Here is a 12,430-nt window from a genome sequence, read left to right on the forward strand (position 1 = left end):
TGCGTTGTGTTATTTGAATAAATTAAATTTTGACGACCATTTTCCCTTCGTTGCTCCCCTCAAACAGCCCCAGAAAAGCCTGTGTGATATGGTCAAATCCTTCGTAAATGGTTTCGTGATAAGTGAGTTTACCCGCCATTAACCATTCCCTTAACTGCTTAGTTGCCTCAGGAAACTGAGCAGCAAAATCACCAACAATAAATCCCTGGATGAGTGCACTCTTTTTGACCAGGACAGGCTGGATATACGGGCCCAATACCGGAGTCGCATCATTGTAGAGCGAAATTGCGCCGCATAAGGGGATACGCGCGTGTTTATTGATGTTGTTCAAAACATCGTCTGATATTTTGCCACCAACATTGTCAAAATAAATATCAACCCCATTTGGGCACGCTGCAGTGATGGCCCTGGTCAGATCCACCGTATTTTTATAATTAATGGCTTCATCAAAGTGGAATTTTGATTTAAGCAATTGCACCTTTTCATCCGAGCCTGTGATACCAACAACCCTGCATCCCAGCAATTTACCCACCTGCCCAACAATACTGCCAACGGCACCAGCCGCACCTGAAACAACCAAGGTTTCGCCTGGTTTGGGTAAGCCTATCTGCGTAAGCCCTAAATAGGCCGTCAGGCCGGTCATGCCCAAAACGCCCAGGTAGGCCGTTAAGTAGGCGGGATCGTTCGGTATGATCCGCAGCCCTTTCCCGTCAGATACCTGGTATTCTTTCCACTCCAAGTTTCCCAGAACAAAATCGCCTATTTTAAATAACGTGTTGTTGGAATCGACGACCTCAGCGATGATACCCGACTGTAATGGTTTGTTTAATTCAAATGGTGGAATATACGACTCCGCGTCATTCATTCTTCCACGCAGGTAGGGATCAACCGAAACATAAATTGTTTTCAGCAACACCTCACCATCATCGGCTGTCGGCATTTCTTCGATGTTAGTCTTGAAATCACCGAGCTCTGCTTTCCCCACCGGTCTTTTATATAAAACGATCACTTTGTTCATAGTCTTTATAATTATTTTAAGCAAATATTGATTTGAGTTGATTTCTGATGGATGTGTTTTCAATGCAATCTGCTACGGCTTTTAATACCGGCTTATCCAGGTGGGTTTTGCTCCACTGCATCCATTCGTTATCACATCTGTACAGGAAAGTTTCCTTGCCGTCGTGAAATTGAACCCGCCATACTTTCCATTGCCTGAAGCGGGTTGACGTAACGTGCAGAAGCTTGAAAACTTCAGTTTCGCCGGTTTGAATGATCTCGTAACTCATGGTAGGTCTTTTTTTAGCTTATTCATAAGAAACCATTCGGGTTTTTTATTTTTGATCAAGGCACCCAATTTCCCTACGTATGCAAGCGTAAAAAACTTCATACTGGCCTGTTCCACTATCCATGAACAATCAGGCCGGTAGGTTAAAATCATTGGCTGCGCTTTACCTCTTACGGTTTCCACTTTAAACCGGCAGAACTTGCTGTCTATAGGGGTTACGATCACACTTAATGGCATATTATAAACCTGTATATTGATTTCAAACCCTGACATTTTCGGACAAATAAGCTGTTAAACCATTAAATATTTTAGGATGCGGGTTCTCTTCGGTCGCGGATTAGAGGGGGGACCTATTGTAGCCAGCAGGTTTTCGTCAAGTGTTCGGCTAATTTCTTCACCGACCATTTGCCAGAATTCCTGAGTAATACTGTGATCATCCTCAGCATGCCAGTTGCCGTCTCTAAACTTGATTACAACTTTTCTGCCCTGCGGCGTCAAAACAGACCATCCTTCTCCGGTAGGTGTGTCTACTTTGTAAACCTCAAGCTCTAGTATCGTACCTGTCTGCGTTTCATTTAATGTGATCTTCATATTTGCCGGAAAAAAAGCGAATTAAAACTTAAACTATTGATAGTTAAAGATTGCCTTTTAAAAGTGTTTAGGTATTACATAATCTTACAAATAGCTTACATGATTCACACATTTGAGAGGGGGAAGAATAACATTGCTGAATAGCGTGATTCTTTATTTTCCAAGTATTGTTCCGTCGATCATCTCGATCACCCGGTCTGAATTTTCAGCAAAGTCATTGTCATGCGTAACAACGATGATCGTTTGGCCAAGCTCATGTGCCAGTTGCTGGAAAGTTTCAAATACGATCGCTGAATTTTTGGAATCCAGGTTCCCTGTCGGCTCATCTCCCATGATAATGAGCGGATCATTGATCAACGCGCGGGCTATCGCTACCCGCTGCTGCTGGCCGCCCGATAACTTGGAAGATGGTTTCAGGGCCTGATCTTTCAACCCCAATAACGTTAGCTTAGCATAGGCTTTTTCTTCTATCTCCTTTCTTGACAGCATCCCGAGCTTTAAGGCAGGTATCATCACGTTTTTGAGGCAGCTGAACTCGGGCAACAGGTAATGAAACTGAAACACGAACCCTATTTTTTCGTTCCGTAAAATAGCCAGATCATCTTTATCCTGTCCGGTAATGAGCTTATCTTCTATCTTGAGTATACCTTCATAATCCGTATCCATGGTAGAAAGAATATAAAGCAAAGTAGATTTACCGCAGCCTGATTTCCCGATCAAAGTGGCAAATTCACCCTTGTTGATGGTAAATGAAATATCCGTTAGTACTTTGAATTTTACCGGGTCGTAAAAATACTTTTCTATTTTATCGGCTTGCAATATCGGTTCGGCTGCCATTTGGATGGGGTTGATTTTATTTTCTGAAGATGGATACTGGGTCGACGTTCGCGGCTTTCATCGCAGGGATCAACCCAGCTAATAGGGTAATCCCCATTCCAAGCATTATGCTTCTCAAGTAAACAGCCGGTTCAAATCCAATAGGGAAATAACCGATATCTCCGCCGATATAGGTTTTGGATAGTTCCCAAACAAAAAGCCAGGATAATAAGCACCCCATCAATAAGCCGATCATACCTATTGTAAATGCCTGAAGTACAAATATTCGGATAACATCGCGCCCACGGAAACCCATTGCTTTCAGTATCGCGATATCGTTGATCTTTTGACTGATAGTCATGTTCAATATATTGTAAATACCAAAACCCGCAACCAAAAGAATGGATAAAGATATACCGGTGATCACGATCTCCCGCATAGCTGATCCGGCTACCAGTGTTTGATTAGCAGATTGCCAGTCTTCAGCCCGGTAGCCTGTAAGTTTGGAGAATTGGACCGCGTAGAAAGGTGCGCTGTTAAAATCAGTTACATCCACATTGATGTCACTCACATAGGTAGGGCTTTCTTTAAGCAATTGCCTGGCCGCGCTGATATCGATATAAGATTTCGTTTTATCCACACCGGAATTTTTGGTCTGAAAAATACCGGTAACCTTCATTACCTTGATCACATTTCTGGATGAGGTAAGCGTGATATTATCGCCTGTTTTAACGTTCATTTTATCGGCAATTCCTGAACCCAGCAATATACCGTTAGGAACGGTATTCAGATCTGCCATACTCCCTTCAACAACGGTAGATTGAATATTAAACATTTTGTCCGCGTCTTCAATATTCACTCCGGAGGCAACCCCGTTGATCAGCGATTGCCCGTTGTTATAAAATACAGTTACGGTTACCTGAGGGCTAACTACGGTTACGTGAGGCTGCTGTTTCAATAAAGACACAATCTGATCCGGGTTGATTATTTTGTCGCTTTGTGGTATAACCCTGGGGTTTACGATGATGGCTAACTGTTTGCCGGTTTTGTCATTACTAATCAGTGACCTGCTTATTTCGTCGTCTTTATAGATCCGGATATGCGGGGTGGTTTTGAATATCGAAGCATCTGTTGACCTGGAGAAACCGGCCGTCATCGAACTCATGAAAATATAAACAGCTATGCCTATCGTTACACCTAAAGCCGCCACCAGGGTTAGTTTTTTTTGATTAACGATATAGGTAAACGATATTTCCGAATCAATATGGTGGTTGTATTTCATGACTATTATTTGTTGTCCAGAATTAATATATCCTGCTCATTAATACCGCCCAATATTTCCACCCATTCTGATGAAACAATGCCTGTTTTGACCTGGACTACTTTTTTATCTTTTAGCGTCACCTTATCTCCGTATGATAAATAGTTACGGGGTATAACCAATGCGTTTTTCTTTTTGCCGGTTACAATGTTGGCTTCCAACTGTGTGCCGGCTATCCTAAAGTCAAGGCTGTCCGTAAAATAAGCCTTAACTGAAAACGATTGTGTCCCGGTGTCAAACGATGGCAATATTTCGTGTAACACCGCTTTATAGGTTTTATGCTTATTGGTATTGAGTTTAACAATAACCGTTTGACCCGTTTTCAAACTGGCCATATTGCTTTCATCCACGCTTAATTTTGCGTAGATCAGTTTTTGGCTCGCGACAACAGCTATTACATCGCCCTTACGTACATAATCACCCAATTGCTTCTGCTTTTCATAAACCCTGCCACGAATGATAGCCCTCACCTGATTCTGATCTTTAACGATAGTATTTACATTAGCTACTGACCGCTGTGTAACCGCTTGTTGCTGCGCGGTTATTTGCATGCTGTTATATTGTTGCTGCAAAGCAGCTAAAGCCGCTTTAGAGGTTGTTGCGGTTAAAACTGTATTTTCATATTCCAGCTGAGAAACACTATTAGCTGCGTAAAGCCTTTTATATCGGTCGGCCTGCAATTGGTCTAACTTCAGTTTTGCCTCGGCGGCAGCCACATTAGCATTGATCTGTAATAAGGCAGGTGCCGAAGGCAGCGTGTTTTGTTGAGCGATGCTGCTCAATACTCGCGCACTGCTTGCATTTGCCAGGTTCTGACCATTATCGATCACAGCAAGCAGTTCCCCGGGCATAATCTCATCACCTTCATTAAAATCTATGCTTACAATGAAGCCATCGGTCTGCGCGGTAAGCCTGTTCTCTCCGTCTGCTTCCAGCACGCCTGATGCAAACACCATTTCAACGAGATCTTTTCTGACCGGGCGGGTTTGCTCAACCATCTGTTTACAAGAAACGGCGTTTATTGCTAGGCAAATGATAAAGAAATGAACGTATCCTTTCATAATATGATATCAAACCGTTAGGGTATAAAAGTGTATTTTCATTTGACTGTATTGCTGATATGAATATTAGTATAGGCATAAGCACAAGCTGCAAATTGTGTCGCTGTGTTAATGCCTGCGGTAAACCAGTCGTTTAAGGAGTTAAGCAGATCGGTCGCAGATAAAATTCCTTCTTTGTAGATGTTAAGATTTTTAAGATAACTGTCCTTTTTCAAGGCCTCAATTTGCACAGCCAAACGGTAACTGTCCAGTGACTTTTGATACTCCAGTCGCAGTTGGCTATTGTTAACCTGATCCTGTATCCGGGCATGCTCCAGGTTATTACCGGCTATAATGATATTAATACGCGCATTTTTTACCGCGGTGAGCTTACTGGCATCTGGGACAAGTGGCAGGGTGACCCGCAATCCTATATAATTACTGGCAAACCATTGGCTGTTATCGAAAAAACGCTTTGTTGTATTCTGTTGCAAGGCAAAGCTGCTGAACAAGGTGACCGTTGGTAAAAACGATTTTAAAACAGCCCGTAAATCCGCTTGCTGATAGTTTTTCTGCCATTGCTGCTGATTTTGGAGCAGGTTGCCATCAGCTTCAGGTATATCACCTGTCTTAACTAATACCAAACCGGTGTCCTGTATTTCCAAAGTTATATCGCTGTCAATATCGCAAAGCATTTTAATGGTATTATATTGTTCCAACAATTGCACTTGCAATTGCTGGAGCTTGTCAGTTACGGAAAGCGAATTGGCAATGGCGTTATTGACATCCTGTGACCGCGCGACGCCTTCGTTAAGCTTATTTTTCATGATTTCCGTCAATGTATCGGCATTTAACAAACTGTTTTTGGTAACCGTTATCTGACTTTCACAGGAAACTGCATTAAGGAAAGCGGCGGCAAGATTTTCATAAAGGCTTTTTCTGGAGATGAGATGGCTAAAGTGAATCAGCTGTTCATTAGCCCGGGCAGTTTTTACTTTAGCCGCAGCGCCTAAATTCAGCAGGTCTATTTGCGGGGTAATATTAAGGTTACTCACATATTGCTGACCAAAAGTTACCTTTTGAAAAGTCCCTGCCGGCCCGCCGAATATTTCAGCCGGTATAAAAGTAGTCCCTAATTTAGTGTTATCCGTGGCAGAGAAATTAGCATCACTTTTTAAATTCCATGTGGCCAGTTTTGCTGCCAGTGTTTGGTATTTGGAAAGAATATTTTCCTGTGTAGCGTTTTTAAACACACTACTGTGCGCATCCGCGTAAATAAATGCCTCATCTACCGACCGGAAAGAGATCTTGCCCTGTGCAGTTGCCGACAGGCAAAAACCAACTAATATAACCACAATGAGCTGACGCATAATAAGCTGTAAAAATGGCGAATTGTGGTTCCCCGATCATTACACAAATCTGTTTATAGCTTACATCATTCACACATTGTCGTATCCTCTTGATGTGTGAATGATGTAATTAATTGAAAGAATTACATAATACCCCAGCTGTTAAAAGTAAGCAGTTTTGTATCAACAAATTATTGCAGTAAGCATTCAGGGATGACGTTAAATCTTAAAACAGTCTATCATTTAAATATCTATAAAACGGAAAACATGTCACTAAATTCATTTGTTACGCTCGGTCATTCGGGTCTTCGTGTTAGCCGCCTTGTCATGGGCGCCATGACATTCGGTGAGGAAACCGGCTTCGGCAGCGATGCTGCACAATCACACCAGGTATTGTCTAAATACATGGAACTCGGTGGCAATTTTATCGATACGGCCAACATTTACACCAAAGGCCATTCCGAAAAAATCATTGGCGACTATTTTGCGAAGGAAAAAGGGAAAAGAAACCGGGTAGTCATTGCATCCAAATTCATGGGCAATCTTTATGCCGGTGACCCGAACGGCGGCGGAGCCGGACGGAAAGCGATTTTCGATCAGTGCCATCAATCGTTACGCCGGCTGCAGACGGACTATATTGATCTGTACTGGCTGCATGCCTGGGATAGATTAACCCCTGTGGAAGAAACCATGAGCGCATTGAATGACCTGGTCCGCGAAGGAAAAATAAGATACATCGGGTTTTCAGATGTACCCGCATGGAAGGCTGCGCAGACACAGGTTATGGCGAAGGCGAATAACTGGGCACCAATAATAGCCCTTCAGTTGGAATACTCCTTATTGGAAAGAACGATAGAAGGTGAACACGTTGAAATGGCAGCAGAACTGGGCATGGGTATCATCCCCTGGAGCCCGCTCAAAAGCGGACTTTTAAGCGGGAAGTTTACTAAAGCCACGCCGATGTCTGGTGTCAGATCTTATTTTGTAGGGAAAGTGACAGATCATCAGTATGCCATTATTGATGAAGTGGTCAAAATTGCAAAAGAGCTGGATACCAAGCCAGCCATTGTAGCATTAGCCTGGGTTCAGCAAAAAAGTGGTGTAAGCGGGACCTTATTGGGTGCCAGGACGCTGGAGCAACTGGAATCAAATGTTAAATCAATGGATCTTAAACTACCGGAGTCGGCCATCAAGCGTCTGGATGAGATCTCAAAACCAACACTGAATTTCCCATACGATTTCCTTGGCAATACAATTAATCTCTCACAGGCCGGTACGACGGTTAATGGCATACCATCACAAATTACACCGATGACGCCGGCAAATGATGCCGAACGGCATTAAACATATCCACCCAAATAATTCACTGCTACAATCAATTTAAAATGAAAAAGATCATCATCACTTTAGTGGCTATTCTAAGTACAGGATTTTTAGCCAGCGCACAAATACAAAAAGGCAACATAATGGTTGGCGGCAATTTTGCCAACATTAATCTTGGACTCAATGATCCGAAAATATTTAGCCTTGACATTACACCCAAAGCCGCATGGTTTATCCAGGATAATGTCGCATTGGGCGGATATGTAAATTTGGGCATCCAGACCGCCAAGGGTTCCAACACAACGACCAGTTATGGTGCCGGTGCCTTGGGCAGATATTATACCGGTTCGGATGTTTCAGTACTTAAACACGGGCGCATTTTTGCGGAAGCCACGGCTGGTATTGGCGGTGTCAATGTAAGTAATGGTGGCGGAAACACTAACGGACTTAACCTAAGCGCAGGACCGGGTTTTGCCTACTTTATAACGCCCAATATAGGCTTGGAAACACTGTTGAAATATAATGGACTGGTTGGATTCGGCAGCCAGGCCTATCAGAGCAATCTGAACTTATCATTCGGTTTACAAATATATCTTCCAGGCAGCTCGACAGCCAAAAAAATAAAAAGTGATATGAATTAGTATTCTTTTTAGACAGAATGTTGCCGGGGAAATTAAACTCTTCCATACAGATCCTCTCGGCCTGTTATTTAATAATTAAAGCATCGTGTTACACCTCAACCAAGTGTGAATCATGTAATTAATTCAAATAGTTCCGTAACGGATCATCCGTCCAAAGGCGGCAGATTTGCAGTGTTCTCAATCAATAAATCATTTAAAAAATTAATATTATGTTTTACTACAACAACTTTTGGGGGATGGATTTTATCTGGTGGTTCATATGGATCATGCTGCTGATCTGGATCTTCGCCATACCCTACGATATTCCCTTTCAGCGAAATGCCAAGAACAGCCCTTTGGACATATTACAAAAGCGGTTTGCATCCGGTGAGATCAGTAAGGATGATTACGACGAAAGAAAAAAGATCATTTTGGCCGACCTCTAATCAAGAATTAATTAACATGTATTTATATATCTATTAAAAGTCAAACAAAATGAAAACTAATCAGGAATTACAAAAAGACGTTCAGGATGCCATTAGATGGGAACCGTTATTGAACGCAGCAGAAATTGGTGTTACAGCCAAAGATGGCGTGATCACACTAACAGGTACCGTTGATAGTTACTACAAGAAGGTAGAAGCTGAAACCGCAGCAAAAAACGTAGCCGGCGTTAAAGCGGTAGCGGAAGAAATAACCATTAAATATGGCGATTATGGTAAAAAAAGCGACACTGAAATTGCCAACGAAGTATTAAATGCCTGGAAATGGAATTGGGAAGTTCCCGAAGAAAAAATAAAGGTAAAAGTGGAAAATGGCTGGGTTACCCTGGAAGGGGAACTGCAATGGAACTACCAGCGCGAAGCAGCCAAAAAAGCCATCAATACGCTTTCTGGCGTTTTGGGTGTTTCTAACAACATCAAGATCAAATCTGAAAGCCATGATGCCATCGAAAAAAAGGACATCGAATGTGCTCTGGAGCGTAATTCATCAATTGATGATCTTGATATAACGGTAGATGTTAAAGGAAGCAATGTAAAGCTGACCGGAACAGTTAATTCGTTTTACGCTAAAGACGAAGCTGAGCAGATTGCCTGGAATGCCCCGGGTGTCTGGACAGTAGATAACGAACTGGTTATCGAATACGATAACTAGGGTGTAGCTAATAAAAGAGCGGAGGGGAATTCTCTCCGCTTTTCTATTTCCAAGACCTTGTAAGTCTATAAAAATATTATCTGCCCCGATTCAGGGTAATTATCAAATCAACTAAATATAAGAACATGAAAAAAATATTAATTGCGCTAACAGCTATGGCATTAAGTTGTAGTGCTATGGCACAGACAAAAATGAATGATACCACTACTATCAAAAAAACTTCTAAAACTGCGCATAGAAAGTCCTCTAAAACCATGCATAAAATGAAAACCGAAAATGGTTTAATGATGATGGATGGCAAGATGATGACCAGGCAAGATGGCAAAAATACCCTCATGACAGAAGATAAAACTTTGGCTAACGGGACTAAAGTGATGCCGGACGGTACTGTAGAAATGAAGGATGGCAAAAAAGTCCAGCTGAAAGAAGGAGAGTGTGTGATGATGGATGGAAAAATACAAACCATGCCAGCAAAAAAAATCAAAAAGAAAGCAACCCCCCAAATATAAAACCCCTATACTTATCTGATAAAACCTGGCTTCAAATGCCGGGTTTTGTCGTTCTACAGCTATCAGCTTTAAACCACCTATGCTTTTATAGTCATTTGGTTTAAGCGATATTTAGTACGCTGTGACTTTTTTAATTCGAATTTATAAATGCGGTGAACTGCTTAGCAGAATATAAATATCTAAAAGCCTTTTTAGTGTACCAATCCCATATGATCTAGGAAGCACTAACTCCAAAAAGATGACCAACCAGTGCGGTTACGCCCATTGCAACCGTTCCCCAGAAACCTATTCTGAACACAGCCTTAGCGATATTTGAACCACCAGCCCTGGCGGCAACAGCGCCCAGAATCATCAGGAAAAGAATTGAAAAACCATATTGCAGATACACCATATATTTTATAGCTGCAAAAATGGAAACGAGAAACGGCAAAAGTGCCCCCATGGTAAATGACGCCAAGGAAGCAAGGGCAGCTTGTAGTGGATTTGCTGTCGTAATCTCATTCATACCGAGTTCATCCCTTGCGTGTGCCTGAAGGGCATCATGCTTGGTGAGCTGAATAGCAACCTGATGAGCCAGCTTGGCATCAAGCCCGCGCTTTACATAAATATCAGCGAGTTCCTCTAATTCGATATCAGGCATTTGGTGAAGTTCCTCGCGTTCTCTACTTAGATCTGCGCTTTCGGTGTCTGCCTGGGAACTCACCGACACATATTCACCTGCTGCCATCGACATCGCCCCGGCCATCAGTCCGGCTAAAGCAGCAAGTACGATCGCATGCCTGTCAGGTGAAGCTGCGGCAACACCAATGACGATACTGGTCGTTGAAAGTATGCCATCATTGGCCCCAAGTACCGAAGCCCGAAGCCATCCCATACGGGTAACATAATGTTTTTCTACGTAGTTGTTGGTTTTTGCCATCTAATTTGAAACGCTAAAATTTCTTATTCCGGCACTTTTAATTTTTAATGCTGATCACATTGGCCGCTCATCGGTTAAGATAGCCAAATTTCGGATGATACCGGCAAAGCAGACACCTATAACGCCATTTGTATTGCCTTTTAATTGGCCGATATGTGAATCATGTAACTATTAATTGGAATTGCGTAATAACGACACCTGAAAATCCAGCAATTTTGTAAGGTTATACATTCAGTTAATTAATCACCATGAAAAAAGCACTATTAATTTTTATGTTTATCGCCTCTTCGGTATCGGTCATCAGTTGTAATCAGGCCTCGAAAAAGGATCTGAAAAATGCGAACGAAAATTTTAAAGCTGGAAATAAAGATCTGAAGGACGCAGCTACTGATGCGGATAGCGTTGGAAAACGTGATGCAAAGGCGGATTGGGCAAAATTTAAAGCACAGTCAGACAGTTCGATTTTAGCAATGAATAAAAGGGTTGACACCATTAAGCTAAGTATAGCTAAAACCAATAGAAGAGACCAGAAAAAACTTGCTTACGATCTGAATAAGACCAGGGAAAAAATAGATACATTACAATCCCACTTGGATCAGCAGGATATCAAATTCAACAAAAGCTTATCCAAATTCGACGCATCAGTAAAAGCAAAGAATGATTCTTTCAAAAGGGAATTCGACCACGACACGAAAGAGCTTGGTACGGCTTTAAAAGACATCTTTAAAGATAATGTGAAGTAAAAACCCACCCTTTCCCTTTCAACGATTGCTTATCCGCTAAATATGTGCTTTTCCGCCACCGCAAGCTTCGGAGCTGGTGTTGCTTTAACCGTGATCGGTGTTGCATCATTAAAAAAAGTGCAGCATCCCTCACAGATTCTATTTGCCGCCATACCTTTGATTTTTGCGGTACAGCAGATCGCGGAAGGGGTGCTGTGGCTCATCCTTCCGCATCCTGCCTTATTACATTTGCAAAAATATATCACCTATTTCTTCCTGGTCTTTGCTCAAATCATCTGGCCTTTGTGGTTACCGGTTGCCGTACTTCTACTGGAAAAATCAAAAACACGCAGGTTATTTCAGAAAATACTTATTGGCATTGGCTTACTCGTATCCGGGTACCTCACTTATTGTTTAATTCATTACCCGGTGCACGCCGACATCAACTGTTATCATATTGCTTATGAACAAGTTTATCCGGCAAAACTAAGGGTTATAGGAGGCCTTCTGTACATTATTGCGACAATAGCACCGCCGCTTTTTTCTCATATTAAAAGGATGTGGATATTGAGCCTGACTGTTTTTATTTCTTATATCATAACAACCGTGTTTTATGACAATTATGTCGTTTCTGTTTGGTGCTTTTTTGCATCCGTTGTCAGCTTGTCTGTGTATTTCATCATGCGCGAAGTGTCAGAAATCGATAAGGCATTCTATAAATCCTACGTAAGGGACAAGTAAAAATAGGTTCGTAAAAAAAATCATGCAACAACTTGATTG

16 protein-coding genes are annotated in these 12,430 nt (G+C 42.1%); 7 read left to right on the forward strand and 9 right to left on the reverse strand.

The genetic code is table 11. The features are described 5' to 3' along the window. Window positions 1-22: 22 nt before the first annotated feature. From MUCPA_RS34370 to MUCPA_RS34405, 8 genes are all read right to left on the reverse strand, one after another. Window positions 23-1,018: an NADP-dependent oxidoreductase gene (locus MUCPA_RS34370; protein WP_008513117.1), complete on the reverse strand. Its 996-nt coding sequence runs from the start codon at window positions 1,016-1,018 to the stop codon at window positions 23-25. Window positions 1,019-1,034: 16 nt separating this feature from the next. Continuing rightward, window positions 1,035-1,286 carry a hypothetical protein gene (locus MUCPA_RS34375; protein WP_008513118.1) on the reverse strand — a complete coding sequence of 84 codons (252 nt, stop codon included), beginning with the start codon at window positions 1,284-1,286 and terminating at the stop codon, window positions 1,035-1,037. Then, window positions 1,283-1,558, reverse strand: coding sequence for a hypothetical protein (locus tag MUCPA_RS38505; protein WP_008513119.1), 276 nt, complete (start codon window positions 1,556-1,558; stop codon window positions 1,283-1,285). The genes MUCPA_RS34375 and MUCPA_RS38505 overlap by 4 nt, the downstream gene beginning before the upstream one ends. Window positions 1,559-1,576: 18 nt before the next feature. Further along, entirely contained in the window at window positions 1,577-1,876 is a 300-nt protein-coding gene (locus tag MUCPA_RS34385; protein ID WP_008513120.1) for a hypothetical protein, read from the reverse strand. 153 nt (window positions 1,877-2,029) lie between these two features. After that, a complete protein-coding gene (locus MUCPA_RS34390) occupies window positions 2,030-2,713 on the reverse strand; it encodes an ABC transporter ATP-binding protein (protein WP_008513121.1) in 684 nt (227 codons plus the stop codon). A gap of 16 nt (window positions 2,714-2,729) precedes the next feature. Further along, window positions 2,730-3,974: an ABC transporter permease gene (locus tag MUCPA_RS34395; protein ID WP_008513122.1), complete on the reverse strand. Its 1,245-nt coding sequence runs from the start codon at window positions 3,972-3,974 to the stop codon at window positions 2,730-2,732. A gap of 5 nt (window positions 3,975-3,979) precedes the next feature. After that, the gene (locus MUCPA_RS34400) at window positions 3,980-5,011 is read right to left on the reverse strand and encodes an efflux RND transporter periplasmic adaptor subunit (protein ID WP_157544048.1); all 1,032 of its coding nucleotides are present in this window, start codon (window positions 5,009-5,011) and stop codon (window positions 3,980-3,982) included. Between the two features lie 101 nt (window positions 5,012-5,112). Continuing rightward, window positions 5,113-6,423, reverse strand: coding sequence for a TolC family protein (locus MUCPA_RS34405; RefSeq protein WP_008513124.1), 1,311 nt, complete (start codon window positions 6,421-6,423; stop codon window positions 5,113-5,115). A gap of 246 nt (window positions 6,424-6,669) precedes the next feature. Here MUCPA_RS34405 and MUCPA_RS34410 point away from each other — a divergent pair, with 246 nt between their 5' ends. The 5 genes from MUCPA_RS34410 (at window position 6,670) to MUCPA_RS34430 (ending at window position 10,009) form a co-directional block, all read left to right on the forward strand. After that, on the forward strand, window positions 6,670-7,746 hold the full coding sequence (locus MUCPA_RS34410) for an aldo/keto reductase (RefSeq protein ID WP_040628713.1): 1,077 nt from the start codon (window positions 6,670-6,672) through the stop codon (window positions 7,744-7,746). 41 nt (window positions 7,747-7,787) lie between these two features. Next, window positions 7,788-8,366: a hypothetical protein gene (locus tag MUCPA_RS34415; protein ID WP_008513126.1), complete on the forward strand. Its 579-nt coding sequence runs from the start codon at window positions 7,788-7,790 to the stop codon at window positions 8,364-8,366. A gap of 209 nt (window positions 8,367-8,575) precedes the next feature. Next, the gene (locus MUCPA_RS34420; protein WP_008513128.1) at window positions 8,576-8,791 is read left to right on the forward strand and encodes an SHOCT domain-containing protein; all 216 of its coding nucleotides are present in this window, start codon (window positions 8,576-8,578) and stop codon (window positions 8,789-8,791) included. 49 nt (window positions 8,792-8,840) lie between these two features. Next, window positions 8,841-9,500, forward strand: a complete 660-nt coding sequence (locus tag MUCPA_RS34425; protein WP_008513130.1) for a BON domain-containing protein — start codon at window positions 8,841-8,843, stop codon at window positions 9,498-9,500. Window positions 9,501-9,625: 125 nt separating this feature from the next. Next, window positions 9,626-10,009, forward strand: a complete 384-nt coding sequence (locus MUCPA_RS34430) for a DUF6799 domain-containing protein (protein WP_008513132.1) — start codon at window positions 9,626-9,628, stop codon at window positions 10,007-10,009. Between the two features lie 214 nt (window positions 10,010-10,223). Here MUCPA_RS34430 and MUCPA_RS34435 read toward each other — a convergent pair whose 3' ends face one another. Next, window positions 10,224-10,928 carry a VIT1/CCC1 transporter family protein gene (locus MUCPA_RS34435; RefSeq protein WP_008513134.1) on the reverse strand — a complete coding sequence of 235 codons (705 nt, stop codon included), beginning with the start codon at window positions 10,926-10,928 and terminating at the stop codon, window positions 10,224-10,226. Between the two features lie 248 nt (window positions 10,929-11,176). On the opposite strand from MUCPA_RS34435, the gene MUCPA_RS34440 reads away from it, so the two are divergent. Continuing rightward, on the forward strand, window positions 11,177-11,671 hold the full coding sequence (locus MUCPA_RS34440; protein WP_008513135.1) for a hypothetical protein: 495 nt from the start codon (window positions 11,177-11,179) through the stop codon (window positions 11,669-11,671). A 42-nt stretch (window positions 11,672-11,713) separates the two neighbouring features. Then, window positions 11,714-12,391 carry a DUF6629 family protein gene (locus MUCPA_RS34445; protein WP_008513137.1) on the forward strand — a complete coding sequence of 226 codons (678 nt, stop codon included), beginning with the start codon at window positions 11,714-11,716 and terminating at the stop codon, window positions 12,389-12,391. The last annotated feature ends 39 nt before the right edge of the window (window positions 12,392-12,430 follow it).

It is taken from the genome of Mucilaginibacter paludis DSM 18603 (assembly GCF_000166195.2).
Taxonomy (GTDB): domain Bacteria; phylum Bacteroidota; class Bacteroidia; order Sphingobacteriales; family Sphingobacteriaceae; genus Mucilaginibacter; species Mucilaginibacter paludis.

What these genes read in the sequence shown, in the direction of transcription:
- MUCPA_RS34370 (WP_008513117.1), bottom strand. Translation starts at nt 1,018, where the DNA reads ATGAACAAAGTGATCGTTTTATATAAAAGACCGGTGGGGAAAGCAGAG.
- MUCPA_RS34375 (WP_008513118.1), bottom strand. Translation starts at nt 1,286, where the DNA reads ATGAGTTACGAGATCATTCAAACCGGCGAAACTGAAGTTTTCAAGCTT.
- MUCPA_RS38505 (WP_008513119.1), bottom strand. Translation starts at nt 1,558, where the DNA reads ATGTCAGGGTTTGAAATCAATATACAGGTTTATAATATGCCATTAAGT.
- MUCPA_RS34385 (WP_008513120.1), bottom strand. Translation starts at nt 1,876, where the DNA reads ATGAAGATCACATTAAATGAAACGCAGACAGGTACGATACTAGAGCTT.
- MUCPA_RS34390 (WP_008513121.1), bottom strand. Translation starts at nt 2,713, where the DNA reads ATGGCAGCCGAACCGATATTGCAAGCCGATAAAATAGAAAAGTATTTT.
- MUCPA_RS34395 (WP_008513122.1), bottom strand. Translation starts at nt 3,974, where the DNA reads ATGAAATACAACCACCATATTGATTCGGAAATATCGTTTACCTATATC.
- MUCPA_RS34400 (WP_157544048.1), bottom strand. Translation starts at nt 5,011, where the DNA reads ATGGTTGAGCAAACCCGCCCGGTCAGAAAAGATCTCGTTGAAATGGTG.
- MUCPA_RS34405 (WP_008513124.1), bottom strand. Translation starts at nt 6,423, where the DNA reads ATGCGTCAGCTCATTGTGGTTATATTAGTTGGTTTTTGCCTGTCGGCA.
- MUCPA_RS34410 (WP_040628713.1), top strand. Translation starts at nt 6,670, where the DNA reads ATGTCACTAAATTCATTTGTTACGCTCGGTCATTCGGGTCTTCGTGTT.
- MUCPA_RS34415 (WP_008513126.1), top strand. Translation starts at nt 7,788, where the DNA reads ATGAAAAAGATCATCATCACTTTAGTGGCTATTCTAAGTACAGGATTT.
- MUCPA_RS34420 (WP_008513128.1), top strand. Translation starts at nt 8,576, where the DNA reads ATGTTTTACTACAACAACTTTTGGGGGATGGATTTTATCTGGTGGTTC.
- MUCPA_RS34425 (WP_008513130.1), top strand. Translation starts at nt 8,841, where the DNA reads ATGAAAACTAATCAGGAATTACAAAAAGACGTTCAGGATGCCATTAGA.
- MUCPA_RS34430 (WP_008513132.1), top strand. Translation starts at nt 9,626, where the DNA reads ATGAAAAAAATATTAATTGCGCTAACAGCTATGGCATTAAGTTGTAGT.
- MUCPA_RS34435 (WP_008513134.1), bottom strand. Translation starts at nt 10,928, where the DNA reads ATGGCAAAAACCAACAACTACGTAGAAAAACATTATGTTACCCGTATG.
- MUCPA_RS34440 (WP_008513135.1), top strand. Translation starts at nt 11,177, where the DNA reads ATGAAAAAAGCACTATTAATTTTTATGTTTATCGCCTCTTCGGTATCG.
- MUCPA_RS34445 (WP_008513137.1), top strand. Translation starts at nt 11,714, where the DNA reads ATGTGCTTTTCCGCCACCGCAAGCTTCGGAGCTGGTGTTGCTTTAACC.